This is a genomic window from Nocardiopsis potens DSM 45234 (genome assembly GCF_000341105.1).
Taxonomy (GTDB): domain Bacteria; phylum Actinomycetota; class Actinomycetes; order Streptosporangiales; family Streptosporangiaceae; genus Nocardiopsis_A; species Nocardiopsis_A potens.
Genome location: NZ_ANBB01000045.1, coordinates 41558 through 68198 on the forward strand (window position 1 = coordinate 41558; position 26641 = coordinate 68198).

Annotated in this window: 24 protein-coding genes; 7 read left to right on the plus strand and 17 right to left on the minus strand. The window is 75.7% G+C overall.

Annotation, left to right across the window (positions count from 1 at the left end):
* The first annotated feature begins 77 nt into the window (after nucleotides 1-77).
* Together D459_RS0118170 and D459_RS0118175 are read left to right on the plus strand one after the other, a co-directional pair.
* The gene (locus tag D459_RS0118170; RefSeq protein WP_017594431.1) at nucleotides 78-731 is read left to right on the plus strand and encodes a GntR family transcriptional regulator; all 654 of its coding nucleotides are present in this window, start codon (nucleotides 78-80) and stop codon (nucleotides 729-731) included.
* 50 nt (nucleotides 732-781) lie between these two features.
* Nucleotides 782-2005: an MFS transporter gene (locus D459_RS0118175; RefSeq protein ID WP_017594432.1), complete on the plus strand. Its 1224-nt coding sequence runs from the start codon at nucleotides 782-784 to the stop codon at nucleotides 2003-2005.
* Nucleotides 2006-2228: 223 nt separating this feature from the next.
* On the opposite strand, the gene D459_RS0118180 is transcribed toward D459_RS0118175, so the two are convergent.
* The 8 genes from D459_RS0118180 to D459_RS0118215 all read right to left on the minus strand — a co-directional run bounded on the left by D459_RS0118180 (nucleotide 2229) and on the right by D459_RS0118215 (nucleotide 12259).
* Nucleotides 2229-4052 carry an acyl-CoA dehydrogenase gene (locus D459_RS0118180; RefSeq protein ID WP_017594433.1) on the minus strand — a complete coding sequence of 608 codons (1824 nt, stop codon included), beginning with the start codon at nucleotides 4050-4052 and terminating at the stop codon, nucleotides 2229-2231.
* 210 nt (nucleotides 4053-4262) lie between these two features.
* Nucleotides 4263-5465, minus strand: coding sequence for a hypothetical protein (locus tag D459_RS0118185; RefSeq protein ID WP_017594434.1), 1203 nt, complete (start codon nucleotides 5463-5465; stop codon nucleotides 4263-4265).
* A gap of 33 nt (nucleotides 5466-5498) precedes the next feature.
* Nucleotides 5499-6653 (minus strand): SPFH domain-containing protein, encoded by a 1155-nt coding sequence (locus D459_RS0118190; protein WP_017594435.1) that lies wholly within the window; start codon nucleotides 6651-6653, stop codon nucleotides 5499-5501.
* A 225-nt stretch (nucleotides 6654-6878) separates the two neighbouring features.
* Nucleotides 6879-7865, minus strand: a complete 987-nt coding sequence (locus tag D459_RS0118195) for a sigma-70 family RNA polymerase sigma factor (protein WP_026120514.1) — start codon at nucleotides 7863-7865, stop codon at nucleotides 6879-6881.
* A 243-nt stretch (nucleotides 7866-8108) separates the two neighbouring features.
* On the minus strand, nucleotides 8109-8939 hold the full coding sequence (locus D459_RS0118200) for a phosphoenolpyruvate hydrolase family protein (RefSeq protein WP_017594437.1): 831 nt from the start codon (nucleotides 8937-8939) through the stop codon (nucleotides 8109-8111).
* A 62-nt stretch (nucleotides 8940-9001) separates the two neighbouring features.
* A complete protein-coding gene (locus D459_RS0118205) occupies nucleotides 9002-10258 on the minus strand; it encodes a Tm-1-like ATP-binding domain-containing protein (protein ID WP_017594438.1) in 1257 nt (418 codons plus the stop codon).
* Complete coding sequence (locus D459_RS0118210; protein WP_017594439.1) at nucleotides 10255-10674, minus strand: cupin domain-containing protein; 420 nt, start codon at nucleotides 10672-10674, stop codon at nucleotides 10255-10257. Before D459_RS0118210 ends, D459_RS0118205 begins: the two co-directional genes overlap by 4 nt.
* Nucleotides 10675-10846: 172 nt before the next feature.
* Nucleotides 10847-12259, minus strand: a complete 1413-nt coding sequence (locus tag D459_RS0118215; protein ID WP_017594440.1) for an aminotransferase-like domain-containing protein — start codon at nucleotides 12257-12259, stop codon at nucleotides 10847-10849.
* A gap of 331 nt (nucleotides 12260-12590) precedes the next feature.
* On the opposite strand from D459_RS0118215, the gene D459_RS0118220 reads away from it, so the two are divergent.
* Complete coding sequence (locus tag D459_RS0118220) at nucleotides 12591-12857, plus strand: chaplin family protein (protein ID WP_017594441.1); 267 nt, start codon at nucleotides 12591-12593, stop codon at nucleotides 12855-12857.
* A 174-nt stretch (nucleotides 12858-13031) separates the two neighbouring features.
* On the opposite strand, the gene D459_RS0118225 is transcribed toward D459_RS0118220, so the two are convergent.
* The gene (locus D459_RS0118225) at nucleotides 13032-13409 is read right to left on the minus strand and encodes a VOC family protein (protein ID WP_017594442.1); all 378 of its coding nucleotides are present in this window, start codon (nucleotides 13407-13409) and stop codon (nucleotides 13032-13034) included.
* A gap of 227 nt (nucleotides 13410-13636) precedes the next feature.
* Between D459_RS0118225 and D459_RS0118230 the strand changes: the two genes are divergently transcribed.
* Nucleotides 13637-15328, plus strand: a complete 1692-nt coding sequence (locus D459_RS0118230; RefSeq protein ID WP_017594443.1) for an ABC transporter ATP-binding protein — start codon at nucleotides 13637-13639, stop codon at nucleotides 15326-15328.
* Between the two features lie 73 nt (nucleotides 15329-15401).
* Nucleotides 15402-17174 (plus strand): ABC transporter ATP-binding protein, encoded by a 1773-nt coding sequence (locus D459_RS0118235; protein WP_026120516.1) that lies wholly within the window; start codon nucleotides 15402-15404, stop codon nucleotides 17172-17174.
* A gap of 237 nt (nucleotides 17175-17411) precedes the next feature.
* Here the strand turns inward: D459_RS0118235 and D459_RS0118240 are convergent, their stop codons facing one another.
* Together D459_RS0118240 and D459_RS0118245 are read right to left on the minus strand one after the other, a co-directional pair.
* Nucleotides 17412-18161 (minus strand): L,D-transpeptidase family protein, encoded by a 750-nt coding sequence (locus D459_RS0118240; protein ID WP_017594445.1) that lies wholly within the window; start codon nucleotides 18159-18161, stop codon nucleotides 17412-17414.
* A 218-nt stretch (nucleotides 18162-18379) separates the two neighbouring features.
* Nucleotides 18380-19525: a cytochrome P450 gene (locus tag D459_RS0118245; RefSeq protein WP_017594446.1), complete on the minus strand. Its 1146-nt coding sequence runs from the start codon at nucleotides 19523-19525 to the stop codon at nucleotides 18380-18382.
* A 124-nt stretch (nucleotides 19526-19649) separates the two neighbouring features.
* Here D459_RS0118245 and D459_RS0118250 point away from each other — a divergent pair, with 124 nt between their 5' ends.
* Nucleotides 19650-20321 carry a TetR/AcrR family transcriptional regulator gene (locus tag D459_RS0118250; protein WP_017594447.1) on the plus strand — a complete coding sequence of 224 codons (672 nt, stop codon included), beginning with the start codon at nucleotides 19650-19652 and terminating at the stop codon, nucleotides 20319-20321.
* Nucleotides 20318-20833 (plus strand): type II toxin-antitoxin system RelE family toxin, encoded by a 516-nt coding sequence (locus tag D459_RS0118255; RefSeq protein ID WP_017594448.1) that lies wholly within the window; start codon nucleotides 20318-20320, stop codon nucleotides 20831-20833. Before D459_RS0118250 ends, D459_RS0118255 begins: the two co-directional genes overlap by 4 nt.
* A 125-nt stretch (nucleotides 20834-20958) precedes the next feature.
* Here the strand turns inward: D459_RS0118255 and D459_RS0118260 are convergent, their stop codons facing one another.
* The 6 genes from D459_RS0118260 to D459_RS0118285 form a co-directional block, all read right to left on the minus strand.
* The gene (locus D459_RS0118260; protein WP_193790264.1) at nucleotides 20959-21954 is read right to left on the minus strand and encodes a phosphotransferase; all 996 of its coding nucleotides are present in this window, start codon (nucleotides 21952-21954) and stop codon (nucleotides 20959-20961) included.
* 370 nt (nucleotides 21955-22324) lie between these two features.
* Entirely contained in the window at nucleotides 22325-23236 is a 912-nt protein-coding gene (gene folE, locus D459_RS0118265; RefSeq protein WP_017594450.1) for a GTP cyclohydrolase I, read from the minus strand.
* 85 nt (nucleotides 23237-23321) lie between these two features.
* Nucleotides 23322-23831: a 6-pyruvoyl trahydropterin synthase family protein gene (locus D459_RS0118270; RefSeq protein WP_017594451.1), complete on the minus strand. Its 510-nt coding sequence runs from the start codon at nucleotides 23829-23831 to the stop codon at nucleotides 23322-23324.
* Nucleotides 23831-24466 (minus strand): 7-carboxy-7-deazaguanine synthase, encoded by a 636-nt coding sequence (gene queE / locus D459_RS0118275; RefSeq protein WP_017594452.1) that lies wholly within the window; start codon nucleotides 24464-24466, stop codon nucleotides 23831-23833. The genes D459_RS0118270 and queE overlap by 1 nt, the downstream gene beginning before the upstream one ends.
* Nucleotides 24463-25161 (minus strand): 7-cyano-7-deazaguanine synthase QueC, encoded by a 699-nt coding sequence (gene queC, locus D459_RS0118280; RefSeq protein ID WP_017594453.1) that lies wholly within the window; start codon nucleotides 25159-25161, stop codon nucleotides 24463-24465. The genes queE and queC overlap by 4 nt, the downstream gene beginning before the upstream one ends.
* Nucleotides 25162-25197: 36 nt before the next feature.
* Nucleotides 25198-26460, minus strand: a complete 1263-nt coding sequence (locus D459_RS0118285) for a cytochrome P450 (RefSeq protein WP_017594454.1) — start codon at nucleotides 26458-26460, stop codon at nucleotides 25198-25200.
* Nucleotides 26461-26641 lie beyond the last annotated feature (181 nt).

Consider the following 26641-nt stretch of genomic DNA (forward strand, 5'->3'; position numbering starts at 1 on the left):
GCGGGCGTTCTGTGTGACTTTTGCCGGACTCCGGGGCGTTCTTTCCCGGTCCCGACGCATGCCAGCATAGATACAACATGGATACCGTCACCGGCAGCGCGACCGAACGCGCCTACCGCCACACCAAGAACGCGATCCTCGACCGCCGCTACGCCGGCGGTGAGCTGGTCAGCGAGGGCGACATCGCCTCCGCGGTCGGCGTCTCCCGCACGCCCGTGCGCGAGGCCCTGCTCCGCCTGGAGTCCGAGGGCCTGGTCCGGCTCTACCCCAAGCGGGGGGCGCTGGTCGTCCCGGTCTCCCCCGAGGAGATCGCCGACGTGGTGGAGACCCGCAGGCTCATCGAGACCCACACCGCCGAGCGCGCGGCGCGCGCGGGCGGGCCGGACCGCGCCGAGCTGGCGGCCCGGCTGACCGGGCGGCTGGAGGAGATGCGCGCCGCCCTGGCCGCCGGGCCGGACCGGCCCGCCTTCATGGCCGCCGACCGCTGCTTCCACCGGGAGATCGTGGCGGCGAGCGGCAACCGGATCCTGATCGGCCTGTACGACTCGCTGCGCGACCGGCAGCTGCGGATGATGGAGGAGGGGACGCGGACCGTGCGGCGGATGGAGCGCAACGTGGAGGAGCACGCGGTGATCCTGGAGGCGGTCCGGGCCGGCGACGCGGAGGCGGCGCGCACCGCCGTCACCGCCCACCTGGACACCGCCGCGGAGCTGCTGGGGGTGCGCCGGTGAGCGCGGCGGGAGCGGCGGAGGCCGCGCGGGTGCGGACATCGGGTGATCGGGTGACGGATCCTTCCGGCGGGGCGCGCGCCTGGCTGGTCTGGTCCGTCGGCGTCGGCGTCTACTTCCTCGCCATGTTCCACCGCAACGGGATGGGAGTGGCGGCCCTGGAGGCCCAGGAGCGCTTCCAGGTCGGCCCCGCGGCGCTCTCCCTGCTGCCGATGCTGCAGCTGCTCGTCTACGTGGCGCTGCAGGTGCCGGCCGGGTTGATGGCCGACCGGGTGGGGCCGCGCCGCTCGCTCCTGCTCGGCCTGGCCTCGATGGCGGCGGGCGTGGTGCTGTTCGCCTTCGCGCCCGGCATCGCCGCGGCGGTCGCCGGCCGGGTGCTGATCGGCCTCGGCGACGCCGTCACCTTCCTCAACGTCATCCGGCTCGGCGCGCTGTGGTTCCCGCGCCGCCGCTACGCGCTGGTCAGCGCGCTGACCGGGGTGGTGGGCGGCCTCGGCCAGGTGGCCAGCGTCGCGCCGCTCTCCTTCGCCCTGCACGGCCTGGGCTGGACCGGCGCGTTCCTGCTCACCGGCGGGGTGACCGCGGTGATGATGCTGCTGGTCGCGCTGGTGGTGCGGGACCGGCCGAAGGGGGAGCCGGCGCCGCCGCCGCACGCCTCCGTGTCGGTGGCGGAGAGCCTCAAGGAGGCGCTGCGGGCCCGCGGGCCGCAGGTGGGCATGGCGCAGCACGCCGCGCTCATGGCGCCCTACACGATGCTGGGCGTGCTGTGGGGCTACCCGTTCCTGGTGGAGGGGGTGGGGCTGAGCCCGGCGCAGGCCGGCGCGCTGCTGACCACCCTGGGCGTGGCGGTGCTGTGGATCTCCCCGGTGCTGGGCGCCGTGGTGGGGCCCCGGCCGGGGCTGCGCCGCCCGATCGGGATGGGGCTGGCGCCGCTGCTCGGGCTCTGCTGGCTGGCGCTGACGGCCTGGCCGGGGGAGCCGCCGGTGCCGCTGGTGATCACGGTGATCGCGGTGAGCGCGGCCGCGGCGGTGATGGCCCCGGCGCTCTCCTTCGACTTCGCCCGGGACGGCATGCCGCCGGAGCGCACCGGGGTGGCCTCCGGCCTGGTGAACATGAGCGGCTTCACCACCACGGTGCTGGCCACCGTGCTGGCCGGGGTGATCCTGGAGTCCGGCGCGGGCTTCCAGGCGGCCTTCATTCCGGTCACCGCGACCACGCTGGGCGCGGCGGCGCTGCTGGTGGCGCTGCTCTGGCGGTACCCGCGGCAGGACCGCTGACGGCCGGAGCGCCGAGCACACCGCAGAGGGGCGGGCCCGCCGGGCCCGCCCCTCCCTGTATCCAGTGGTCCTTCCCGTGCTCTCGGCGCTCCGGGCCGGTCGGGCCGCGCCGGCGGGCCCGGACCGGAAAGGGCCGCGGGGCGGGGCGGCGGACCGCCCCGCCCCGCGGGTCACCCGGTGGTGAGCGGTTCCGGGGCGGGTGCGGTGAGCCCCGGAACCGGGATCAGAAGGCCGACTCCGGAACGTCCATCAGGTCCAGGCCGGTGGCCTCGGCGATGGCGCGCTCGGCGGAGAGCTTGGGCAGCACCTGGGTGGCGAAGAACCGCGCGGCGGCGATCTTGCCGGTGTAGAAGTCGGTGTCGGCGGCGTCCGCGCCGTCGATCCGCTCCAGGGCCGCCTCGGCCTGGCGCAGCAGCAGCCAGCCCAGCACCACGTCGCCGACGGCCATCAGCAGCCGGGTGCTGTTCAGCCCGACCTTGTACAGCGCGCGCGGCTCCTCCATGGCCTTCATCGCGTCGCCGACCATGACCTCGACGATCTTCTCCACGTCGGCCACGGCGTCGGTGAGCAGGCCGCGCTCCTCCTTGAGGCGCCCGTTGCCCGCGTCGCCGCCGGCGAACGCCTTGATCTCGCCGAGCAGGGCGCCCAGGGCCTGCCCGTTGTTCTTCACGATCTTGCGGAAGAAGAAGTCCTGCGCCTGGATCGCGGTGGTGCCCTCGTAGAGGGTGTCGATCTTGGCGTCCCGGATGTACTGCTCGATCGGGTACTCCTGCAGGTACCCGGAGCCGCCGAGGGTCTGCAGCGACTCGGCGAGCAGCGCGTAGGAGCGCTCCGAGCCGACGCCCTTGACGATGGGCAGCAGCAGGTCGTTGAGGGCGATGACGTCGTCGTGCGCCTCGCCGGCGTGCTCGGCGATCTGCACCGCGTCCTGCTGGGTGGCGGTGTAGATGACCAGCGCGCGCAGCGCCTCGGCGTAGGCCTTCTGGGTCATCAGGCTGCGCCGGACGTCGGGGTGGTGGGTGATGGTCACCCGCGGGGCGCTCTTGTCCGCCATCCGGGTGAGGTCGGCGCCCTGCTTGCGCTCCTTGGCGTAGTCCAGGGCGTTCAGGTAGCCGGTGGACAGCGTGGCGATCGCCTTGGTGCCGACCATCATCCGGGCGTACTCGATGATGAGGAACATCTGCCGGATGCCGTCGTGCTTGTCGCCGACCAGGTAGCCGATCGCCGGGTGCTTGGCGCCGAAGGTCAGCTCGCAGGTGGTGGAGGCCTTCAGCCCCATCTTGTGCTCGACGTTGGTGACGTAGGCGCCGTTGCGCTCGCCGAGCGAGCCGTCCTCGTTCACCAGGTACTTGGGGACCAGGAAGAGGGAGAGGCCCTTGGTGCCGGGCTTGGCGCCCTCGGGGCGCGCCAGGACCAGGTGGAAGATGTTCTCCGTCATGTCCTGCTCGGCGGAGGTGATGAAGCGCTTCACCCCGTCGATGTGCCAGGTGCCGTCGCCCTGGTCGATCGCCTTGGTGCGGCCGGCGCCGACGTCGGACCCGGCGTCGGGCTCGGTGAGGACCATGGTGGCGCCCCAGCCGCGCTCGATGGCGAGCTTGGCGAACTCCTTCTGCTTCTCCGTGCCCTCCTGGTAGAGGACGTTGGCGAAGCCCGGGCCCGCGGAGTACATGTGGATGGAGGGGTTGGCACCGAGGATCAGCTCGGCCGCGGCCCAGACCAGGGAGCGGGGGGCGCCGAGGCCGCCGAGCTCCTGCGGGAGGTCCAGGTTGTACCAGCCGGCGTCCATGTAGGCCCGGTACGACTTCTTCAGGCTCTCGGGGATGGCGACGGTGCTGGTCTGCGGGTCGAACACCGGCGGGTTGCGGTCCGCGTCCTCGAAGGACTCGGCCACGACCCCGGTGGCGAGCCGGTTGACCTCGTCGAGGATGGTGCGGGCCGTGTCCTCGTCGAGCTCCGCGAACGGGCCGGTGCCCAGCACGTCCTGGCGCTTGAAGACCTCAAAGAGGTTGAACTCGAGGTCACGGAGGTTGCTCTTGTAGTGCGTCATTCGCGCGCTCCGCTGTCTGTCGTGGCCGCTGTGCGTGCACAAGCGATCGACTACTGGTGGGTAACAACATCATGTTACTACCCGGTAGTAGCCCTTTGCCAAGACGCGCCGCGGATGGATCGACCCCTCCTTTCCGGACAGCCCTTGCTGACCGGGCGGAACGGAGGGAAAGGGCGGAGGGGCCGGGGCCGCGCGGCCCCGGCCCGCGGATCAGTCCGCGCCCGCTGCGGCGGGGCCCTGCCCGGCCGCCTCCGCCGCGGCCTGGACCGAGACCGCGCCCTCCGGCCCGGCCGCGCGGCCGGCGGTCTCCGAGGGGCCGTCCTGGAAGAAGAGGTACAGCCCGACCGCGACGGCCGCCGCGACGAGCGCGGCGAGCACCGCAGCCGCGATCTTCCACGGGCTGTAGGGGCGCTCGCCCTGCACCTCGCCGGTGCAGCCGTTCACCAGCACCTGCCAGGACCGGCCGTTGAACATGTAGGAGCCGACCCACACCGGAAGCAGCATGTGCTTGTAGGTCACCTTCGCGTAGGCGGTGTCCACGCGGTCGATCCGCTGGGTGTCGCCGCCGATGTCCTTGCGCACGTCGCGCCGGATCACCTCGGCCATCTTCTCCTTGGCCGTGTCCAGCCCGGCCTCCGGCTCCACGTCGTAGCGGAGGGCCTGGTGGCCGGCGAGGTACCGCGGGTCGAAGGCGACCGCCTTCTTCAGCGGCCACGGCTCCAACCGCGCCAGGTGGTCCTCGGGGACCTTCGTGGTGGCGTGCACCAGCACGTCGTCGAACCTGCGGGAGACCGTCCCGCGGGCCGGGTGCCACCGGGTCTTGCGCACCTTCCGGGTCCGCGTCTCCGTCTTGCCGTCCTCGGTGACGGTGTAGGTCTCGGTGACGTAGTAGTACTCGCCGCGCTTGCCCCGGTAGTCCGACTCGGTCCGCGCGTCGTAGGTCCAGTGCGGCAGGTAGGTGCTGCGCATGCTCTCCGCGTCGGCGATCCTCTTCAGGCCGTTCGGCGCGAACCAGCGGGTCCGCGCCCAGGTGCGCAGGCCGTCCCGGGCCGCGCCGGTGTCCACCTGGAACGGCAGCACGGCCTCGGGCGGCACCTGCGGGTCCACCGAGGAGTCGGCGACCAGCGGCGAGGCGCAGAACTGGCAGGCGAAGGAGATCCCCTCGCCCTGCACGTGCGCGCCGCAGCCCTGGCAGACCAGCTCCTGCTCGACGAAGCGGGTCCGCTCCCGTTTGACCTGGGCCAGCTTGGCGAAGGAGTGCTCGCGGACGCGCCGCTCGGGGGCGCCGATCTTCTGCTGATGGCCGCAGTAGGGGCACTGCAGCGCCGCGGTGCCGGGCTTGAAGTGCAGGTCGGCGCCGCAGCTGCCGCACGGGACTGAGGCGGGCGCCGGCGGTGGGGAAGGGTGGTTCATCGGCGGTCCTTCAGGGGATGGGGGAGTCCGGGGCTACTGCGGCGGGAGCGGGGGCGGGGTGGCGCCGCCGAACAGCGCGCCCAGCTCGGGCACCTGGGCGGCCGGGGTCCACTGCGCCATGCCCTCCTTCCAGACCAGGCTCTGCGGGGTGAGCGCGCCGGAGGAGACCTGGGCGGGCAGCCGGTCGGCGGGGAACGGGCCCTGCTGCTGCCCGCCGACCGCGATGAACCACTGCGCCTGCTGCGGGAGGGGCGGGGGGACGGCGGCCGGCTGCGCCGGGGCCTGCGGTGCCGGCTGCGCCTGCGGGGCCGGCTGCGCCTGCGGGGCCGGGCCGGCGCTCTGCGCCATCTGCTGGGCGGCGGCGATGCCCATGCCCATCGCCATCCCGTCGGCCGCGGCGCCGCCGGGGTTCTGCGCGGCGCTCTCCATCGCGTTGGCCGCCTGGAACCGGGAGTACTCCCCCATGTCGCCGAGGATCCCCATCTGGGTCCGCTTGTCCAGCGCCTGCTCGACCTCCTCGGGGAAGGAGACGTTCTCGATGATGAACCGGGGGATCTCCACGCCGATGTCGGCGAGGTCGACGCTGAGCGCGGCGGCGACCTTGTCCGCGATCTCCTCCTGGCCGGCCGCCAGGTCCAGCACCGGGGTGCGGGCCGAGGTCTTGGCCAGCGCCGGGCCGAGCCGGCCGGTGATCATCTGCCGCAGGTGGCCCTCGATCTCCCCGGTGCGGAACGCCGGGTCGGTGCCGGACAGCTCGGCGACGAACCGGCCGGGGTCGGTGATCCGCGCGGAGAACCCGCCGAACGCGCGCAGCCGGACCGGGCCGAACTCCGGGTCGCGCAGCATGACGGGGTTCTTGGTACCCCACTTCATGTCGGTGAACCGCCGGGTGCTGACGAAGTACACCTCGGCCTTGAACGGCGAGTCGAAGCCGTACTTCCAGCCCTTGAGGGTGGACAGGACCGGCATGTTCTGCGTCTGCAGGGTGTAGGTGCCCGGAGGGAAGACGTCGGCCAGCCGCCCCTCGTTGATGAAGACCGCGTTCTGCGACTCCCGGACGACGAGCTTGGCGCCCATCTTGATCTCGTTGTCGTGCCGGGGGAACCGCCACACCATGGTGTCCCGGCTGTCGTCCAGCCACTCGATGATGTCGATGAGCTCGCCGCGGATGGCGTCGAACAGGCCCATGTACCCCTCCATGGACGGCCGCCCGGACCGCCGGCACGGGCGGGAGGGACCCTCCCTCCAGGGCTGTGACGGGGGCGGGGGCTCCGCGGTTCAATCCCGGCCCGGGTTTCACCGAGCGTGGCCGCGCGCCTCCGGCGCCGGAGGCGCGCGGCCCGCGGCACCGCGCCCCGGACCGGTCGGCGGTCCGGGGCGCGGTGCGGGCGGTGCCCGATCGGGCGGAGGGGGTCAGGACCGGGACCCGGGCTCCAGCCGGGGCGGCAGGCCGAACAGCGGGAACAGCTCCGGCGTGTCCAGGTAGAAGTGCAGCCCGGTGATGGCGCCGTCCTCGATGTCCAGGATCTGCAGCGCCCACGGGTCGTGGCCGCCGTCGTCGGCCGGGTGGTAGTGGCCGAAGGCCGGGGCGCCGTTGGCCGCGGTGGGCACCAGCACCGAACCGCGGCACTTCTCGCCGGTGCCGAGCATCCAGCCGGCGATGTCCTCGTGGCCGCGCAGCCAGAGCTCGAACGGGGGCATGGTCATCGCGGCGTCGTCGCGGAGCAGCGTGACCAGGGCGGCGATGTCGTACCGCTCGAAGATGTCGACGTACTTGGCGAGCAGCTCCCTGTGCTCGTCGTCCATGTCCGGGCGGCGGCCGGACGTGCCGGCGGCCTCGGCGCCGTGCTCGGCGAGGGTGGCGCGGGCCCGCTGCAGCGCGCTGTTGACCGAGGGGACCGAGGTGTCCAGCAGCTCGGCGACCTCGGCGGCCTTCCAGCGCAGCACCTCGCGCAGGATCAGCACCGCGCGCTGGCGGGGCGGCAGGAACTGCAGGGCGGCGATGAAGGCGAGCCGGATCGACTCCCGGGAGACCACCGCCTCGGCGGGGTCGGCCTCGGGGGAGAGCACCCGCTCGTCCGGGATCGGCTGGACCCAGGCCGACTCGGGCAGCGGGGCGCCGAGCGGCCCGGCGCAGGTGCCGGCCGGGGCGAGGTCGACCGGGCGGGCGCGGCGCTGCCGGCCCTGGAGCATGTCCAGGCAGACGTTGGTGGCGATGCGGTACAGCCAGGAGCGCAGCGCCGAGCGCCCCTCGAACCGGTCGTGCGCCTTCCACGCCCGGACCAGGGTCTCCTGGACCGCGTCGTCGGCCTCGAAGGCCGAGCCGAGCATCCGGTAGCAGTGCCCGGTCAGCTCGCCGCGGTGCTGTTCGAGTGTCTCGTCCAAACGCTGTTCGCCCATCAGCGGGACCCTTCTCGCTCAAGGAACGTCCATCGTACGCGGGAGGCCCGACAGAACAGGGGCTCGGTTCCGAGAATGCCGCACCGATCCGGTTTTCGGGTGAATTCCCGGTTCTTCGGCGGATTTTTTCATCGGTTTCATCGGTGGTACTTCGCGAACGGCATGGAAGCGCTCAATCGGGGAGAAGGGGAATAAGGGGCGGACCGGAACACCGTCCGGCCGCCCCTCGGCGTACCCCGCGGATCAGAACCCGATCTCGGTGAACTCCCGGGTCCGGGCGGTCAGCGCCTCCTCCACCGGGAGCCGCTCCATCGACGAGGCCCCGTAGAAGCCGTGCACGTTCTCGCAGGTGCGCAGGATGTACCGGGCGTCGTCCGGCTCGGCGATCGGGCCGCCGTGGCAGAGCACGGTGACGTCGGGACGGACCGCCAGCGCCGCGCGGGACCAGGCGTCGATCCGCTCCGCGCACTCGGGCAGGCTGAGCGCGGTCTCCGCGCCGATCCGGCCGCCGGTGGTCAGCCCCAGGTGGCAGACGACCACGTCGGCGCCGGCCTCGGCCATCGCCGCGGCGTCCTCCTCGGAGAAGACGTAGGGCGAGGTGAACAGGTCCAGTGCACGGGCGCGGCGGATCAGCTCCACCTCGTGCGCGAAGCCCATCCCGGTCTCCTCCAGGTTGGCCCGGAACACCCCGTCGATCAGCCCGACCGTGGGGAAGTTCTGCACCCCCGAGTAGCCCAGTTCGGCCAGCCGCGGCAGGAACACGTCGAGGTCGCAGAAGGGGTCGGTGCCGTTCACCCCGGCCAGCACCGGGGTGTCGGCCACCGCGGTGAGCACCTCGCGCGCCATGTCCACCACGATCTCGTTGGCGTTGCCGTAGGCGAGCAGCCCGGCCAGCGAGCCGCGGCCGGCCATCCGGTACCGGCCGGAGTTGTACACCACCAGCAGGTCGACCCCGCCGGCCTCCTGGGACTTGGCGGACAGGCCGATGCCCGCCCCGCCGCCGATGATCGGCGCCCGCCGCTCCCGCTTCTCCCGGATCCGCTCCAGGATCGCCTCTCTGGGAACCCTGCCCATGCCTCTCCCCCTCGTCGTCGTGGTCGTTCAGGTCCTGCCCGGGGCCGGGCCGGCCCCGGGCCTCAGCTCAGCAGCCCGTCCAGCAGCTCCACCGCGGTCTCGGCGAACACCGGGTCGTTGATGTGGGTGTCCAGCTCGACCAGGCGCACCGCGGTGCCGGCCAGCCCGTCCCGGACCGCGCCGAACAGCGCGGCGTCGGCGGCCGGGTCGTGGAACGGCCCGCCCTCGGTGGAGACGGCCGAGACGCCGCGCAGCGGCAGCAGCACGGCGGTCGGCGCCGGCAGCGCGGCCACCCGGGCCGCCAGCCGGGCGCCGAGCTCCGCGCACTCCTCCGGGGTGGTCCGCATCAGGGTGACCGCCGGGTTGTGCACGTACAGCAGCCGGTCGGCGTAGCGCTCCGGCACGGTGTCCCGGGCACCGAAGTTCACCATGTCCAGGGCGCCGACCGAGACCACCCGCGGGGTGTCCGGGCCGCCCCCGGTCAGACGGCCCGGGCCCGCCGACATCACCCCGCCGGCCAGCTCGTCGGCGAGCTCGGTGGTGGTGAGGTCCAGGATCCCGCTGAGCTCGCCCCGGTCGGCCAGGGCCTCCAGGGTCCGCCCGCCGGCCCCGGTCATGTGGAAGACCAGCACCTCGCGGCCCTGCTCCTCCAGCAGGTGCCGGGCGTGCGTGACGGCGGGCGTGGTCACCCCGAACATGCTCGCCGCGACCGTCGGACCGGGCGGCCGGTGGCCGACCGGGGCGCCGCGCACCATGCCGGCCACCGCGTCGGCCGCGTTGGACAGGATCCGCGCGGAGACCGAGTTGATCCCGGACACGTCCACCACGCTGGGCATCAGCACCAGGTCGCTCTCGCCCACGTAGGGGGCGGTGTCGCCGGAGGCCGCGGTGGACACGACCACCTTGGGCAGGCCCAGCGGGAGCGCGCGCATCGCGTACGCGGCGATCGAGGTGCCCCCGGTGCCGCCCGCGGCGACCGCGCCGGCCAGCCGGCCCTCGCCGTGCAGCCGGAGCAGGACCGCGCGGGCGCCCTCGGCCATCGCGGCGACCGCGGCGCCCCGGTCGCCCGCGGCGGCGAGCTCCGCGGCGTCGTGCCCGGCGGCCCGGGCCACCTCGGTGTGCGCGATGTCCGGGCCGCGCGGGACGTCGGCGGCCGGGCCGAAGACGCCGCAGTCCACCAGGACCGGGCGGATCCCGTCGGCGGCCAGCCGGTCGGCGACGAAGCAGCACTCGGCGGCCTTGGTGTCGAAGGTGCCCAGCACCGCGACGGCGGGCTGTGCGGCGGCCCGTTCCGCGGCGGCCCGTGCGGGGGCGGTCATCCGTTCTCCACCGGGTGCCCGGTGCCGGCCGGCACCTCGCGGAAGTCGGGGGCGCCGCGCAGCTCCTCCTCGGCGCCGGCCGGGCCGTAGACCACCACCAGCTGCAGCGTGGTCCAGCCGGTGTTGTGCGTGGAGTGCGGGGTGCCGCGCGGGATGTGCACCACGTCGCCGGCGGCGATCGGGAACGCCGGACCGTCGTCCACGGTCTGCTCGCCGGTGCCGGACAGCACGTAGATCACCTCGTCGGAGCCGGGGTGCAGGTGCCGGGCGTGCCCCTTGCCGGGGAAGACGGCGACGTCGCCGACGCTCACCGCGCTGTCCGGCCGGTTCCGCAGCGACACCCGCCACTTGATCCGGCCCCAGTCGAAGAGCTGGGTGGGCAGCTCGCCGGGTCCGCTGCCGTCGGTGCTCGACATGGAAGGCCCGCCTCCTCGCGTCCTGCCGCGCGGCCGCGCCGCGCGGGTCCGGTCCGTGCCCCGCCCCCAGGGCTCGGTCCCGGGGGTCTCGGGGCGGTGCACACGAGGGTCTTCCCGCTGCACCCCGCAAGGCAACGGCCGATTCGCACCGAGTGGCCTGCGCCCGCCGAGGTCAGCGGAAGGAGCGCCAGGCCGAGGCCAGCCGGTCCACCGCCTCGAGCAGCTCGGCGGCGGGTGCGGAATAGGCCAGCCGCAGCCGGTCTGTCAGCCCGTCCCGGGCACTGAAGACCGGACCGGGCAGCAGGTCGACGCCGTGCGCGCGGGCGTGCTCGGCGAACGCGGGGGCCGGCCGGTCCGGGGGCAGGGCGACCCAGAGCGACGCGCCGCCCGCCGGGACCTGCGGGCGCCAGTCCGGCAGCCGGTCGGCCAGCGCCTCCAGGATCAGGCCGCGGGCGCGGCCCAGCGCCTCGGCCCGGTGCGCGCGCGCCTCCTCCGCCCGGTCCAGCAGACGGGCCGCGGCCAGCTGGGCGGGGAGCGAGGAGCCGAGGTCCTCGGCGCCCTTGGCCTCGGCGAGCCGGCGCACGGTGCCCGGGTCGGCACGGATCCAGCCGACCCGCAGCCCGCCCCAGAAGCCCTTCGCCGCGCTGCCGACGGTGATCGCGCCGGGGGCGAACGCCGCCACCGGGGTCGGCTGCGGTCCGTCGATCAGGGTGTCGCGCGGGGCGGAGTGGTCGATGAGCCGGGCCCCGCCGAGGTCGGCCAGGGCGCGCCGGCGCGGTTCGGGCAGGACCGAGCCGGTGGGGTTGTGCACGGTGGTCTGGAGCAGCACCAGCGCCGGGCGCTCGGCGGCGACGGCGGCATGGACCTCGGCCGGCGCGGCGCCCTCCGGGCCGCTGGGCACGGTGGCGACGCGGGCGCCCGCCGCGCGCAGCGCCTCGATGGCGCCCCGGTAGGTCGGCTCTTCCACCAGGGCGCAGCCGCCGGGGTCGAGGAGGTCGGCGAAGAGGAGCCGCATCGCCTGCTGGGCCCCGGAGGTCACCAGCACCTGCTCCGGGCCGGTGGGCAGGCCGAGGCGGGTGTGGTAGCGGGCGACGGCCTCGCGCAGCGCCGGCAGGCCCTCGGGGAGCAGGCCGTGCCCGCCGAGCAGGGCGTCGAGGCCGACCGGGTCCGGGCGGAGCAGCTCCTCGCGGACCTGCGGGGCGGCGGGCAGCGCGGCGGAGCGCAGGTCGATCCGGTGCGACCCGGGCGCCCGCGGGGCGTCGGCGAAGGAGTGCAGCCGGCCGTCGCCGCGGGCGCCGGCGGTCCGCGGCGAGCGGGTGACGTAGGTGCCGGCGCCGGTGCGGCTGGCGATCGCGCCGGAGGAGCGGAGCAGGTCGTAGGCGTCGGTGACGGTGCTGCGGGCCAGGCCGAGCACTTCGGCGAGGGCGCGCTCGGAGGGCAGCCGGGAGCCCTGGGGGAGCAGGCCGGTGCGGACCAGCCGGGAGATCGCGCCGGCGAGCCGGGCCCCGGTCCGGCCCGGGCCCGCGGACCAGTCGCCCAGCAGCCGGGAGAGGAGGTGCGGGCCGATGTGGGTGTCCGGCGGCATGGGGCCTCCGCGGGGCGTCGTGGGGCGGCGGTCGGGGCCGGTCGCCGCGGTGCGGGCCGCCGATCGACACCCTATTTTCGGTCTGACCGTATGTCGTGGCAGGACTGCGGCGCTTCGCGGCGCCATGATGGTAGTCCCCCGTACCCGGGCGGTAGAGAACGTGAATAACACGCGAGGAAACTAATTTTCCGGGAAATGCGAGCAGGAATGGTGTTCCTGTGGCTAGATATGGGGGGTGGCGGGCACGCTCCGTGTCCGCTCGGACACCATCGGCTGTAATCGGGGTGCCCGCATCGGCGCGGGCGCCTCTGGATCAAGAGGACGGAATCACATGCTGAAGAAGATGATCGCCGCCGGTGCCGTCACCGTGGCCTCCGCCGGGGTCCTCATGCTCGGCGCGGGCACCGCCTACGCGGGCGGCTACGGCCACCACCACGGCGGTGACGAGATCGAGACCTCCGGCAACGGCTCGATCCTCGGCGGCAACCAGCTGGTCGTCGACGCCAACGTGCCGATCAACGTCTGCGGCAACGCCATCGGCATCCTCGGCAACGCCGGCGCGGCCTGCGAGGACTCCGGCGCCGTCGTCCACGACTGACGCGCCTTCCCCTTCTCGCGGACAGTGGACTGAAGGGGGCGGGGCGGCGCCGGACTCAGCGGTCGGCGCAGCCCCGCCCTCCCCATGTCCACGGGCCCCTGCCCCCGGCCCGCATCCCCGGTGATCTCGGCACCGCGGCCCCACCGGAGCGCTCCGACGGGGCCCGGTCACCGGCTACCGGGCCCGGCCGCCCGGGGCGGTCAGGCAGAACACGTTGCCCTCCGGGTCCCGCATCACCTGGAACGACCCCTGCTCGTCGGTGACCGGGGGGCCTTCGGGCGAGGCGCCCAGGCCGGCCGCGGCCGCCGCCGCGGCGGGGAGGTCGGCCGTCCGCACGTCCAGGTGCAGCCGGACCGGGCCGGACGCCGGGTCCGGATCGGGCTGGAAGGAGATCCGCGGCCGCCCGTGCGCGGCGGGCAGGTAGGCCCACCCGTCGGCGCGGTCCACCGGCTCGGCGCCGAGCAGGGCGCCCCAGAACCGGGCCAGCCCGGGCGGGTCGGCGGCGTTGACCACGATCTGGTCGAAGGCGGAGCGGGGAAAGGTCTCGGGCATGGGGCGATGCTAGGCCGCTGCCGTGCGGGGCCCGCCCTCCTCCCCGGTGATCGGGGCCCTGGCGGAGCGCTCCGCCAGGGCCCCGATCACCGGGGCGGCGGAAAACCATTGGTGCCGGGGCGGCGGAGAGGACAGGATCGTTCCCGGAGGCCGGGGAGGCCGGGCTCAGGGGAGAAGGCTCGTCAGGATAGCCTTACCTGAGTTCCTCTGCCCCGTTCTGGAGAGCAATGTCCGAAAGGCAGTCCGCCGGCGGCCGCCGGATCATGCGGCGTGCGCTGGTGCGCAACCGCGGCCGGTTGGCCGCAGGCATCACCGGCACCTCACTGCACCAGGCCGCCGAGGCGCTGGTGCCGGTGGCCATCGGCACCATCATCGACCGGGCCGTCGCGACCGGCGACGGCACCGCGCTGGCGCTCTCCCTCGCCGGGCTGGCCGCGCTGTTCACCGTGCTCACGCTCTCCTGGCGGTACGGGGCGCGCTCCCTGGTCGCCGCGGTCCAGCAGGAGTCGCACCTGCTCCGGGTGGAGGCGTCCGCCCGGGCGATCGACCCGCGCCGCGCCGACACCGGGCTGCGCTCCGGCGAACTCCTCAGCGTCACCACCTCCGACGCCGACCGGACCGCCCGGATGCTGCACTTCATCCCGGCCGCGTTCGCCACCGTCGTCGGGCTGGCCGTCGCCGCGGTCTCCCTGCTCCGCATCGACACCGCGCTCGGCGCGGGCGTGCTGGTCGCGGTCCCGGTTCTGGTCGCCGCGGTGCAGCTGGCCGGCCCGCTGCTCACCCGGCGCGCCACCGCCCAGCAGGCGGCGGTGGCCCGCACCGCGGGGCTCGCCACCGACCTGGTCCGCGGCCTGCCCGCGCTGCGCGGCATCGGTGCCGAGGAGAACGCGGCGCGGCGCTACCGGGAGTCCAGCGAGACCGCCCTGCGCAGCGCGCTGCGCGCCGCGCTGCCCAGCGGCCTGTACCTCGGGGCGACCACCATGGGCGGGGGCCTGCTGCTCGCCGGGGTCGCCGGGTTCGCCGGCACCGCCGCGATCCAGGGCCGGATCAGCGTCGGAGAGCTGGTCACCATCGTCGGCCTGGCGCAGTTCCTCACCGAGCCCGTGCGCGAGCTCGGCATGTACGCGATGGGCTTCGCGGTCTCCCGCGCCTCGGCGGACCGGCTGGCCGGTGTGGTGGACGCGCCGTTCCGGCTGGGCGCGGCCGAAGTCGGCGCGGAACCGGCGGAGGCCCCCGCCGACCCCGAGGCGCGGGTGGAGCTCAAGGGCGTCCGCCACGCCACCCTGGACGGCCTCGACCTGGTGCTGGGCCCCGGCGAGCTGCTCGGCGTCGTCTGCCTGGAGCCCGCCGACGCCCAGGCGCTCTTCGCGCTGCTCTCCGGGCGGGTGCCCGCGGCCGAGCGGGAGGGCCGGGCGGCGATCCGCCCGGGGCTGCTCGCCGAGCCGCACGACGTCGACCTGTTCGAGGGGACGCTCCGCTCGAACGTGCTGGCCGGAGTGGGCGGCGGAGACGGCGACATCGGTCCGGCGCTGCGCGCCAGCGCCGCCGACGAGGTGGTCCGGACCGTCCCCGGCGGGCTGGACGCGCCGGTCACCGACCGCGGAACCACCCTCTCCGGCGGCCAGCGCCAGCGCGTCGGCCTGGCCCGCGCCCTGGCCGCCGACCCGCCGGTGCTGGTCCTGCACGACCCCACCACCGCGGTGGACGCGGTCACCGAGGAGAACATCGCCGAAGGGCTGCGCGCGCTGCGGCACGGCCCCGGCTCGGACCGCTCCACCGCCGTGCTGACCTCCAGCCCGGCGCTGCTCGCCCGCGCCGACCGGGTGCTGGTCGTCGCGGACGGCAGGGTCGCCGCCGAGGGCACGCACGCGGAGCTGTCCGCATCGGACGCCGGCTACGCCCGGGCGGTGCTGCGGTGACCGCCCGGTGCGCGCCGGACGCGCCGGAGCAGCGGACCAGACAGGGGACCGACGACGTGCAAGGGGTGCGGGGATGACCGGGGAGAGCGCACACCGGATGCTGCCCGTGGCGTCCGCCCGGCAGACCTGGGCCGTGGCGCGGGCCGCCTTCGGGCGGGCGCGCGGGGCGGGCGCGGCCGCGCTGGCGGTGAGCGTCGCGGCCAACCTGTGCGCGCTGGCGGCGCCGTGGATCCTCGGCATGCTGGTCGACGCGGTCGTGCAGGGGCGGGGCGCGGAGCGGGTCGGCGTGCTCGCCGCCGCCATCGCGGTCTCCGCGGTGGCGGCCGGGCTGCTGAAGACGGTCGAGGTGGTGCTGGTCGCCCGGGTCGGCGAGACCGCCCTGGCCCGGCTCCGCGAGGACGTGGTGGAGCGCGCGCTGCGCCTGCCCGCGCCGGTGCTGTCCCGGCTCAGCGGCGGCGACCTGCTCTCCCGGGTCTCCGACGACGTGGCGGTGGTCGGTGACACGGTCCGGGAGAAGGCTCCGATGGTGCTCTCCTCGCTGATCACCGTGGTGCTGGCGCTCGGCGGCATGGGCGCGCTGGACTGGCGGCTGGGCCTGGCGGGCGCGTGCGCGCTGCCGGTCTACGTGATCGCGCTCCGCTGGTACCTGCCGCGCTCGGCGCCGCTCTACGCCGAGGAGCGCGAACTGCTGGGCGAGCGGGCCCAGGCCCTGGTCGGCACCCTGCACGGCGCGGAGACGGTGCACGCCTACCGGATGCACGGCGAGCGCGCCGCGCTGATCGACGAGAAGTCGGACGCCGCCCGGGGCGCGGTGCTCCGCGTCTTCCGCAAGTTCACCCTGTTCGCGGGCGGGATGAACGCCGCCGAGTGCGTCGGGCTGTCGGCGATCGTCGCGGCGGGCTTCTGGCTGGTCGGCGCGGAGGCCGTCACGGTCGGCGCGGCCACCGCCGCCGCGCTCATCTTCCACCGGCTCTTCGGGCCGCTCGGCGCGCTGATGACGACCTTCAACGACATCCAGTCGGCGGGGGCGAGCCTGGCCCGGATGGCCGGGGTGACCCTGCTGCCGGAGGCCGCCGCGCCCGCCGACGCGGAGCGGCCGGCCGACGGCGGGATCGAGCTGCGCGGGGTGGGCCACCGCTACGACGGCGGACCGGCGGTGCTGGACGGCGTCACGCTGGCCGTCGCCCCCGGCGAGCAGGTGGCGCTGGTCGGCGCGAGCGGCGCCGGGAAGACCACCCTGGCCTCGGCGGTCGCCGGAGCCATCGACCCGGCCGAGGGCACGGTGCTGCTCGGCGGGGTGCCCCTGGACCGGATCGACCCCGGTGCGCTGCGCCGGCACAAGGCCCTGGTCAGCCAGGAGGCGCACGTGTTCGCCGGGACGCTGGCCGACAACGTCCGGCTGGCCGACCCGGAGGCCGGCCCGGACCGGGTGGCCGCCGCCCTGGAGACGGTCGGCGCGCGCGGCTGGGCGGAGGCGCTCCCCGAGGGCCTGGACACCGTGGTCGGCGAGGGCGGCGCCCGGCTCACCGCCTACCAGGGGCAGCAGCTCGCCCTGGCCCGGCTGGTCCTGGCCGATCCGGCGGTGGCGATCCTGGACGAGGCCAGCGCGGAGGCGGGCAGCGCCGGCGCCCGCGACCTGGAGCGTGCCGCCCAGGCGGCGGTCGAGGGGCGCACCGCCCTGGTCGTCGCGCACCGCCTCGCCCAGGCGGTCACCGCCGACCGGATCGTCGTGCTGGAGTCCGGCCGCGTCGCCGAGCAGGGCACCCACGACGAGCTGGTGGCCCGCGGCGGCCGCTACGCCGAACTCTGGTCGGCCTGGAGCGGCGGCGGGAACGGCGGCCGGTAGCGGTCCGGAGGCGTTCCTCCCGGACCGGGCCTCCGGGGCGTTCGGCTGAGGACCGGCGGCGGGCGCCCGCCGACCCCGGCCGGCGGCAGCGGGCCGGAGGAGAGGGGTCGGGCCGGCGGGGCGGAGTCCGCCCGGGCGCTGCGGCACCGAACCGGACCGGCGCGGCCGGTCGAAGACCCCCGGTGAAGCCCGGGTTCGGGCCCCGGACGCCGGTGAGCGGCGCCCGGGGCGGGGCGGTCAGTACACCAGCACGGTGTCGTGGACGTCGAGGCGGCCGCTGTCCCAGAGCCAGTCCATCGCGGGCAGGCTCACCCGGGCGCAGCCGTGCGAGGCGGGGTAGGTGGGGACGGAGGTGTAGCCGTGCACGGCGATGCCCCCGTTGAAGTACTTGGGCTTGTACAGCGCGCCGAGCGGGCCCGGGTCCCAGGCGTCGACCTCGCGGAAGACGGTGTACTCGCCGGTGGGCGTGGTGGCGACGTGCTCCGCGCCGTCCTGCTCGTAGGTCTCGCCGGAGCCGGTGGAGGTGCTGAAGGCCTGCTCGACCTCGCCGTCGGAGACCACCAGGAGCAGCTGCCGCTCCAGGTCGATCTCGACCACCTCGCCGGAGGAGCTCTGCGCCGAGGGGCGGACGCCCTCGTCGAGCGCCTCGCGGGTGTCCGGGCCGACGATGCCGTCCCGGTCGATCCCGGCGGCCTTCTGCAGCGCGTGCACCGCCTGGACGGTGACGGTGCCGAAGTGGCCGTCGGCGGAGTCGATCCAGTAGCCGAGCTCGATCAGCCGCTCCTGGACCTCCTTCACCTCGGCGCCGGAGTCGCCGTGGCGGAGCTGGTCGGAGGCGGAGGCCGGGGAGAACACCGCCGGCGCCGCGGCGGCCTCGGCGGTCCCGGTCAGCGGGGACGTCGGAAGGGGGAGGACGACGGCGGACACGGCGAGCGCGGCGGCCGCCGCCGCACGCCGGGGGGTGCGTCCATGCTTGCGTTCGGTCATCTCTGCGCTTTACCCGCCTTTTGCCGACCTCTACCGAATCGCAGGCCGCGGCCGCATCCGTCCCCGGACGCCCCCGCGCCCCGGACTCCCCTCCAGTCTGCCTCCGGCCGGCACCGCGTACGGGGCCGGCCGCCGGGGCCGCCGTCCGGTGGGGACGGCGGGGGCCGGGCGGCGCGCGGACGGCCGCCCCGCCCGGCCGGGGAGGCCCGGGGCGGCGGTCACCAGGCGACCGGGACCCGGGACGGGCCGGAGTCGATGAAGCCGCTGACCCACGGGATCCCGGTGACCGGGACGGCGAGGCGGAGGCCGGGCAGGCCGGCGGCGAGGGCGCGCAGCGCGGCGGTGACCTCGGTGCGGGCCAGGGCGGCGCCGAGGCAGTGGTGCGGGCCGCGGCCGAACGCGATGTGGTCGGCGGGGGCGCGGTCCGGGTCGAGCCGGGCGGGGTCGCCGAACCGGTCCGGGTCGTGGTGCGCGGCCTCCAGGCGGACCAGCACCATGTCGCCGGCGGCGATGCGCACGCCGCCGACCTCGGCGTCCGCGGCGGCCCAGCGCGGCATCACCTCGCCGGTGGTGCCGGCGAGCCGGCGCAGCAGCTCCTCGGTGACGGCGGCGGCGCGCTCCGGGGCGGCCGCGTACTCGGCCAGCCGGCCGGAGTCGAGCAGCAGGATCGCCCCGGTGCAGATCGTGTTGGCGGTGCTGAGGTAGCCGGATCCGGCCAGCGTCATGGCCATGGCGGACAGCTCGCCGTCGGTGAGCCGGCCGTCGTCGGCGTCGTGCACCGCGATCAGCGCGCTGAGCGGGTCGTCGCCGAGTTCGGCGCGCTTGGCGGCGATCAGCTCGCCGGCGTAGCCGATGAACGCGCCCCAGGCCTGCGGGGTGCCCTCGGTGAGGGCGGGTTCGGCGGCCCCGCGCAGCCGGTCCCGGGCGGCCGCGGGCACGCCCAGCAGGTCGCCGATGACGGCGAGGGAGAGCGGCGCGGCCAGGTCGGCCATCAGGTCGGCGGGCGGGCCGGCGGCGGCCATCGCGGCGACCCGCTCGGCGGCGGCCGCCTCCACGCCGGGCCGCAGCGCGGCGATGCGGCGCGGGGTGAACGCCTTGGCGACCAGCCGCCGCAGCCGGGCGTGCGGCTCGCCGTCCTGGAACAGGGTCTCGTTCCCGGGGTCGCGCCCGGTGGGCGGGGTGACCCCGAAGCGGGCGTCGGTGAGCACCCGCACGGCGGCGTCGTAGGAGGTCACCAGCCAGGCGGGGGCACCCTCCGGGGTGAGCACCCGGGTGACGGGGGCGGTCCGGCGCAGCTCGGCGTAGGCCGGCGGCGGGTCGATCGGGCGCGGGCGGTCGAAGGGCAGGACAGAGGTGTCCGGCATGGTCGCCTCCGGTGGTCGGCGGCCCGTCCGCCGGGGCGCGTCGGCCGCGTTTTCCAATACGACTGCAATGTAACGATGCCCCTCCGCGGGTGTCAATGCGACTGCATTGTGAAAAACTGGGGCGGTGCCGAAGAGAGTCGACCACCGCGCCCGCCGCGCCCAGATCGCCGACGCCCTGACCCGCCTGGCCGCCGATCGCGGCCTGGAGGCGGTGAGCCTGCGCCACGTCGCCGCGGAGGCCGGGGTCTCCGCGGGCATGGTGCAGCACTACTTCCGGTCCAAGGACGAGATGATGGCCTTCGCGATGGGCGCCGTCGCGGAGAACATCGAGGCCAGGATGGCGGCGGAGGGCGCCCCCGCGCCGGACGCGCCGCCCCGGGACGCCGTCGGCGCCCTGCTCCGGCAGCTGCTCCCGCTGGACGGGCCGCGGCTGGCCGAGGGGCGGGTCGCGCTCGCCTTCCACGCCTACGCCACGGTCCGCCCGGACGCGGCCGGGCCCCTGCACCGGGGCGGCGACCGGCTCCGCGCGTTCATCGCCGACCGGCTCCGCGCCGCCCGGGCCGAGGGGACCGCCCCGCCGGGAATCCCCGAACCGGCCGCCGCGGCCGGCCTGGCGGCCCTGGTCGAAGGCCTCGCCCTGCACGCCCTGACCGGCCAGACCGCCCCGGAGGAGGCCGCCGCGGTCCTCGACGCCCACCTCGACGCCCTGTTCGGCCCGCCCCCGGCCGGAGCCCGACCCCGCATCCCGTGCGGGCAGGGGGACGGGGGGCATCCGGATGCCACCAGGCGCAGGTGAGCACGGGGCGTCTGAACCGCCCCGTCGCCGATCTGCGGCGACTCGGCCCGGACGCCGTTCCCAAGGTCCTCAAGAAGGTCCTTCTTCTGGAGGAGGACCCAGAAGCCGGATACCCCCTGGGCGGCGAACCCACGGGGTTCCGCAAACTGGTCGTAGGACGCGACACCTGGCGTGTCGTGTACCGCGTCACCGACGAGAAACACGTGGAGATCTGCGAGGTCCGGGCGGTCGGGGCGCGAGCGGACGCCCAGGTCTACGCCGAGGCCTCCCGGAGAGTCCGGGCGGCATCGGAGAACACCCCCGCCGCCCGGAAACTCGCGGCCGTCATCGAGCACCTCGGCAGACCGGCGGAGAGGGCGGCGCATGAATCGCCTCCCACGAGAGAACCCGTCCCGGACTGGTTGGCCGAACGCCTGATCCATACCGTCGGCATGCTCCCTGAGGACGTGGCCGCCCTCGATCTGGAACAGGCCGTGGACCTCTGGGCCGACTTCCGATCACGACCGCACTGACCCCGCGCCGCCCCTGCGGACGGGGGAGCGGACCGGGGCGGCCCGTCCGCCGCGGACGCGCCCAGGGCCGCGCGGTGGGGGAAGCGGGCATGGCCGGGCCCGCTTCGCGGGCCCCGAGGCCGGGGTCAGGGGAGGGGGACGGGGGTGGTGGCGAGGTGGTGCACGGTCTCGGTCAGGCCCCGCCAGCCCTGCTCGGTGTCGCGGGTGCGGGTGTGCGGGGCGCGGAACCAGCCGAGGTACTCGGCGACCTCGCCGAGGTTCCAGCGGAGCGGGTAGAGGGCGAGCGCGGCCGGGTCGGGGGCGTGGCCGGTCCGCTCGGTGTACCGGGCGAACAGGGCCGGGTCGGTGCCGAACCCGGACAGGTCGCGCTCGGGGACGGCCAGGCCCGCGGTGTCCCAGTCCACCAGGCGCAGTGCCGACCCGTCGTCCATCAGGTTCCCGGGGTGCGGCTCGCCGTGCGTCACCACCTGCGCCGCGCCGCGCCGCTCCACCTCGGCGGCGAGCCGGTCGAAGTCGGCCAGCCGGTCGCGCAGCGCGTCGGCGCAGGCCGCGATCAGCTCCCGTGCGGGCTCGGCGAACGGCCCGCCCCGCCACGGCGTGCCGGTCTCCTCCAGCGCCGCCGCCAGCCGGTCGCGCCCGTGCGGCTGCAGGGAGGTGCGCGGGGTCCGCGCCGGCGGCGGCTGCCGGTGCAGTTCGGCGAGGAGGTCCAGCACCCGCTCCTGCTCCTCGGTGGAGCGCTCGCCGTCGAACCGCCCGGCGGCGCCCGGCGTGTGCGGGAAGACCGCCAGCGCGTAGCGCCCGCCGACCCGGACCGTGCTCCGCCCGTCCCCGGTGCGCAGCGGGGCGACGACGAAGCCCAGCCCGCGCTCGCCCAGCTCGACCGCGGTGTCCATGGCGTCGCGCAGCCCGGCGAAGGCGGCGTCCGGGGTCGGGCCGCAGTACTCCTTGTACGCCAGGTCGGACAGGGTGGTGAAGTACCGCCGCCCGTCGGCGCCGGTCACCGACCAGTGGTGGTCGCCGAAACCGACCGGGAGGTAGCCGGTCTCCGCGGCGTCGATGCCCCACTCCCGCAGGGCGCCGGTCAGCCGGTGGTCGTCGAAGTCCTCAGGCCGCTGCTCCATGCCGCGCACGCTAGCAACGGCCGCCCCGGCCGGGCATCCGGTTTTCCGCCCCTGTGGACGGACGGCCCTCCGGGCGGCGCCGTACCGCGGCCCGCCTGCGGACGAGGGGCGCGTCCGTGGTGGCCGGGGTGCACAATGGGCGCGATCCGATCACCCTGCGCCGCCTCCCGGCGGCGCTCCGTCGGCCCATGCCGGATCGCGCCTGCCTGTGCCGGGCCGTGTCCGCCGGGGCCGGCCTGGCCGATGTCCGGAGCCGGGGTGCCCGGGAGGCCGGTCGGGCCGCCGCTCCTCGGCACCGCTCCCGGCTGGGGGCGGTTCCGGGGCGGCACCCGTTCGGTCGGTGCGTCTCCCCGCCCGGGGGCTGGGCCGGTCAGCGGAGGGCGGACGGGGCCAAGCGGTGGATCTCGGCGCGGAGCACCGGGTCGGTGTCGAAGACGCCGGTGAGGTGGGTGGTGACCATGGCGGCGCCGTGCGCCTCGGCGCCGCGGAGGGTCATGCAGGCGTGCTCGGAGCGGATCAGGCAGGCGGCGCCGGCCGGGGAGAGGATGCGGTCCAAAGCGGCGACGGTCTGCTCGCCCAGCCGCTCCTGGACCTGGGGGCGGGCCGCGTACTCGCGGAGCAGGCGGGCGAGTTTGGACAGGCCGACGATGGGCGCGCCGGGCGCCGGCAGGTAGGCGACGGTGGCCCGGCCCGGGAACGGCAGCAGGTGGTGCTCGCAGAGCGCGACGAACGGGACGTCGACGGCGGCGATCACGCCCTGGGACGCCGACTCGGGCGGGAACCGGACGCCGAGGTGGCGGTCGGGGTCCAGGCGCAGGCCGCGGGTCATGTCGGCGAGGGCGGCGACGAACCGCTCCGGGGTCCGCCGGGTGGACTCGGTGTCGCAGGCCAGGCCGAGCTCGGCCAGCATGGCGCGGGCGTGCTCGACGGCGGCCCGCGGCGGCGCGCCGTCCCGCAGTACGCCGTCCTGAGACATGCCGTGCTGAGGCGTGCCGTTCTGTGGTGCGTCGCCCTGCAGCGTGCCGTCGTGAGGTGCGCCGTCTTGCAGTGTGCCGTTCTGAGGCGTGCCGTTCTGCGGTGCACTGTCCTGCAGCGTGCCGTCCTGCGGTGCGTCCGCCGGTCGGGCGTCGTCCGGGGCGGGGGCTCCGCCCGCCGCCTCGGCCTCTTCCCGGGCGGGGGCGTCCTCGGCGGCGCCGTCCGGGGATGCTTCGCGGGCCGGGCGGGGGCCGTTCGGGGCGGTGCGCGCGGTGTCGCGGGCGGGCGGGGTGGACACGGTCGTCACGGGTGTGCTCCTCGTGCGTGCGGGGCGGCCGCCGGGCGGGCCGCGGTCGGGCGGAGGGCTGCGCGGCGGCGGCCGGGGCGGCGGGTCATCCGGTCCACTCGGCGCGGTTGACGTGCGTCTCCTGGACGTGCACCGAGCGCAGCCGGGCGCCCGGGGCGGTGTCCAGGGAGCCGAGCAGGTCGGCGGCGACCCGGCCGAGGAGCTCGGCGACCGCCTCCACCGTCGGGTAGGGCAGGCCGGCGGCGTACCGCTCCGCGGGCGCCGGGTCGGCGGCGCCGAACCGGTAGACCCTGCTGCCCAGGTCGGGCAGGGCCTTGGCCAGCGGGTCGTCGGCGCCGAGCATCGCGCCGTGGTCCAGGTTGGCGTCGATCCAGGCGCGCAGCCCGGACTTGAACGCGCCGAACTCCACCACGGTGCCGGCGCTCAGCTCCGGTGCGGCCACCGACACCTCGGCCCACCAGGAGTGGCCGTGCAGGTTCTCGCACTTTCCCGCCAGGTGCGGCAGGCGGTGCGCGGTCTCGAAGTTGTGCCGGACGGTCACCCCGTGCCGGAGCGGCGCGTCCAGGGCGGCCGGCGTGGCCGGTGCGGTGCTCATCAGGCGATCCCCAGTTGCTTGTGGGTCTGCAGGGACAGGTTCCAGCGCGGGTGGTCCAGGCAGTAGGCGACGGCGGCGCGGGTGTTCTCCTCCACCTCCGGGCCGTCCATCGGCTGCAGCCGGAACGAGCCGAAGTCGAGGTGCTCGAAGAGCGCCGGGTCGCCGCCCTCCTGCGGGTAGACCAGCTTGAGCTCGTCGCCGCGCTCCACCACCAGCTCCGAGCCGATCTTCGGGCTGATGCAGAGCCAGTCCAGCCCGGGCGGCGGCACCCGGGTGCCGTTGCTCTCCACGGCGATCTCGAAGCCGCGGTCGTGCAGCGCGTCCACCGCGGCGGCGTCCAGCTGGATCAGCGGCTCGCCGCCGGTGCACACCACGAACCGGTGCGCCGCGGTGGTCGGCAGCCACTGCTTCTCGACCGCGTCGGCCAGCTCGCCGGCGGTGCGGAACCGGCCGCCGTTCACCCCGTCGGTGCCGACGAAGTCGGTGTCGCAGAACTTGCAGACCGCGCGGTGCCGGTCGCGCTCCAGCCCGGTCCACAGGTTGCACCGGGAGAACCGGCAGAACACCGCGGGGCGGCCGGCGTGCGCCCCCTCGCCCTGCAGGGTGTAGAAGATCTCTTTGATGAAGTAGGTCATCGCGGGGTGCTCCGGTAGGGCGCGGGGTCGGGGACGCCGGCCTCGGCGAAGCCCTTGAGGCGGAGCCGGCAGGTGTCGCAGCGGGCGCAGGCGCGGCCGTCCTCGTCCGGGTCGTAGCAGCTCGACGTGGCGGCGTAGTCGACGCCCAGCCGCAGCCCCTCCCGGATGATCTCGCCCTTGGAGAGGTCGATCAGCGGGGCGTGCAGCCGCAGCCGCCGGTCGCCCTCCACACCGGCCTTGGTGGCGAGGTTGGCCATCGCCTCGTAGGCGGCCAGGTACTCCGGCCGGCAGTCCGGGTAGCCGCTGTAGTCGACCGCGTTGACGCCGGTGAACACGTCGGTCGCGCCGATGGTCTCGGCGTAGGCCAGCGCGAAGGAGAGGAAGATCGTGTTGCGGGCGGGCACGTAGGTCACCGGGATGCCGGAGGCGATCTCCTCGTCGGTGGAGTCCTTGGGCACCTCGATGTCGTCGGTGAGCGCGGAGCCGCCGAAGACGCGCAGGTCGATGTCGGCGACCACGTGCCGGGCGACGCCGGCGAGCTCGGCGGTGCGGCGGGCGGCCCGCAGCTCCGCGGCGTGCCGCTGGCCGTAGCGGAAGCTCAGCGCGTAGGGGGCGAAGCCCTGCTCCGCGGCCATGGCGAGCACGGTCGCGGAGTCCAGGCCGCCGCTGAGCAGGATGACGGCGGGTCGGTTCATGGTCGCTGCCTTTCTCGAAAGGGGACGGGGGAGAGGTCAGGCCCGGCGGTGCACCGGCAGGGCGGCGGGCATGATCGCCATCCGGTCCGGGACCCACCCGACCTGCTCGGGCGGGACCGCGAGCCGCAGTCCGGGGACCCGCGCCAGCTCGGTGAAGGCGACCCGGGAGACCACCCGGGTCAGGTGCGCCCCGGGGCAGTAGTGCGGGCCGTGCCCGAACCGCAGGTGCGGGTTGGGGCGGCGCTCCGGGATGTAGCGGTGCGGCTCGGGGAAGGCCGACGGGTCGTGGTTGGCGGCGTCGGTGGAGACCAGCACCATCTCCCCGGGGCTCAGCCGCACCCCGGCCAGCTCGGTCTCCTCGGTGGCGATCCGGGCCAGTGCGTTGCCCAGCACCACGCTGAACCGGAGCGCCTCCTCCACGTGGCCGTGCGCCGACTCCGGGCAGGTGCGCAGCTCGTCCAGGGCGTCCGGGCGGCCCAGCAGGTGGAACGCGGCGACCCCGAGGAAGCTCGCCAGGTCCTCGTAGCCGGCGACGAACACCACCCCGAGCACGTTGGCCAGCTGCTCGCGGGTGAGCGCCCGGGCGGTGGCGCCGGCCGCGCCGTTCGGGCCGGTCGCCCCCTCCGGGTCGGCGGGGCCGGCCGCGTTGGCGGCCGCCAGCCGGGGCAGCAGCCCGGCCCCGGGCGGGCGCTCCCCGTCGGCGAACGGCGCCATCCGCGCCATCAGGTGGTCGCGGAGCCCGCGCCAGTTGGCGTGCACGGCCTCGGTCGGCAGCCCCATGGTGAGGTCGGTGTCGGCCCAGGCGGCCAGCCGGGGCAGGTCCGCCGCGGGCAGCCCGAGCAGCCTGCACATGGCCCGGCCGGCCAGCCGCGCGGCGAAGGCCGGCTGCAGGTCGGCCCGCCCGCCGCCGGGGCCGGGCAGCTCGGCCAGGGCCGCGCGGGCCTCGCCGGCCAGCCACTCCTCCGGCAGGTCCGGCAGGTCCGGGCCGAGCGCCCGGCGGACCTCCTCGTACAGACCGGCCCGGCGCAGGTACTCCAGGGCGTCGAGGAGCTCGGGGGCGAAGATCGGCGAGTCCTGGACCGGGCTGTGCTCCGCGGCCACCTGGGACCGGGCGAACCGGGGGTCGCGCAGCACCGTCCGGGCCTCCCGGTGCCCGGTGACCAGCCAGGCCTCGTCGCCGCCGTTGGTGGCCACCCGGGCCACCGGGCAGCGGGCGCGCATCTCGTCCAGGCGGGGGGAGAGCCGGTCCCCGTCGGTGCTGAACGGGTACCGGGGCAGGGTCTGCTCGGGGGCGGTCACGGGGCTCCCACCTTCTTTCTCGGTTCTGGACGGGCTGTGCGCGGGGCCGGCGGCCCGGAGGGCGGGGACGGGCCGATGCGCGCCGGCGCGGCCGCGCCCCCGCGGGGCCGGGGAGGCGACGGCGACGGCGGCGGCGCCGACCGCCCGGGCCCCGCGGTGCGCGGGGCCCGGGGCCGCCGGC

Excerpts from the sequence above, each read along its gene's own strand:
- D459_RS0118215 (WP_017594440.1), bottom strand. The coding sequence starts at position 12,259 with ATGCCGCCGGACACCCACATCGGCCCGCACCTCCTCTCCCGGCTGCTG.
- D459_RS0118270 (WP_017594451.1), bottom strand. The coding sequence starts at position 23,831 with ATGAGCACCGCACCGGCCACGCCGGCCGCCCTGGACGCGCCGCTCCGG.
- D459_RS0118210 (WP_017594439.1), bottom strand. The coding sequence starts at position 10,674 with ATGTCGAGCACCGACGGCAGCGGACCCGGCGAGCTGCCCACCCAGCTC.
- D459_RS0118240 (WP_017594445.1), bottom strand. The coding sequence starts at position 18,161 with ATGACCGAACGCAAGCATGGACGCACCCCCCGGCGTGCGGCGGCGGCC.
- D459_RS0118260 (WP_193790264.1), bottom strand. The coding sequence starts at position 21,954 with ATGGAGCAGCGGCCTGAGGACTTCGACGACCACCGGCTGACCGGCGCC.
- D459_RS0118195 (WP_026120514.1), bottom strand. The coding sequence starts at position 7,865 with ATGGGCGAACAGCGTTTGGACGAGACACTCGAACAGCACCGCGGCGAG.
- D459_RS0118225 (WP_017594442.1), bottom strand. The coding sequence starts at position 13,409 with ATGCCCGAGACCTTTCCCCGCTCCGCCTTCGACCAGATCGTGGTCAAC.
- D459_RS0118170 (WP_017594431.1), top strand. The coding sequence starts at position 78 with ATGGATACCGTCACCGGCAGCGCGACCGAACGCGCCTACCGCCACACC.
- D459_RS0118230 (WP_017594443.1), top strand. The coding sequence starts at position 13,637 with ATGTCCGAAAGGCAGTCCGCCGGCGGCCGCCGGATCATGCGGCGTGCG.
- D459_RS0118200 (WP_017594437.1), bottom strand. The coding sequence starts at position 8,939 with ATGGGCAGGGTTCCCAGAGAGGCGATCCTGGAGCGGATCCGGGAGAAG.
- D459_RS0118180 (WP_017594433.1), bottom strand. The coding sequence starts at position 4,052 with ATGACGCACTACAAGAGCAACCTCCGTGACCTCGAGTTCAACCTCTTT.
- D459_RS0118190 (WP_017594435.1), bottom strand. The coding sequence starts at position 6,653 with ATGGGCCTGTTCGACGCCATCCGCGGCGAGCTCATCGACATCATCGAG.
- D459_RS0118205 (WP_017594438.1), bottom strand. The coding sequence starts at position 10,258 with ATGACCGCCCCCGCACGGGCCGCCGCGGAACGGGCCGCCGCACAGCCC.
- D459_RS0118235 (WP_026120516.1), top strand. The coding sequence starts at position 15,402 with ATGACCGGGGAGAGCGCACACCGGATGCTGCCCGTGGCGTCCGCCCGG.
- D459_RS0118245 (WP_017594446.1), bottom strand. The coding sequence starts at position 19,525 with ATGCCGGACACCTCTGTCCTGCCCTTCGACCGCCCGCGCCCGATCGAC.
- queE (WP_017594452.1), bottom strand. The coding sequence starts at position 24,466 with ATGACCTACTTCATCAAAGAGATCTTCTACACCCTGCAGGGCGAGGGG.
- D459_RS0118220 (WP_017594441.1), top strand. The coding sequence starts at position 12,591 with ATGCTGAAGAAGATGATCGCCGCCGGTGCCGTCACCGTGGCCTCCGCC.
- D459_RS0118185 (WP_017594434.1), bottom strand. The coding sequence starts at position 5,465 with ATGAACCACCCTTCCCCACCGCCGGCGCCCGCCTCAGTCCCGTGCGGC.
- queC (WP_017594453.1), bottom strand. The coding sequence starts at position 25,161 with ATGAACCGACCCGCCGTCATCCTGCTCAGCGGCGGCCTGGACTCCGCG.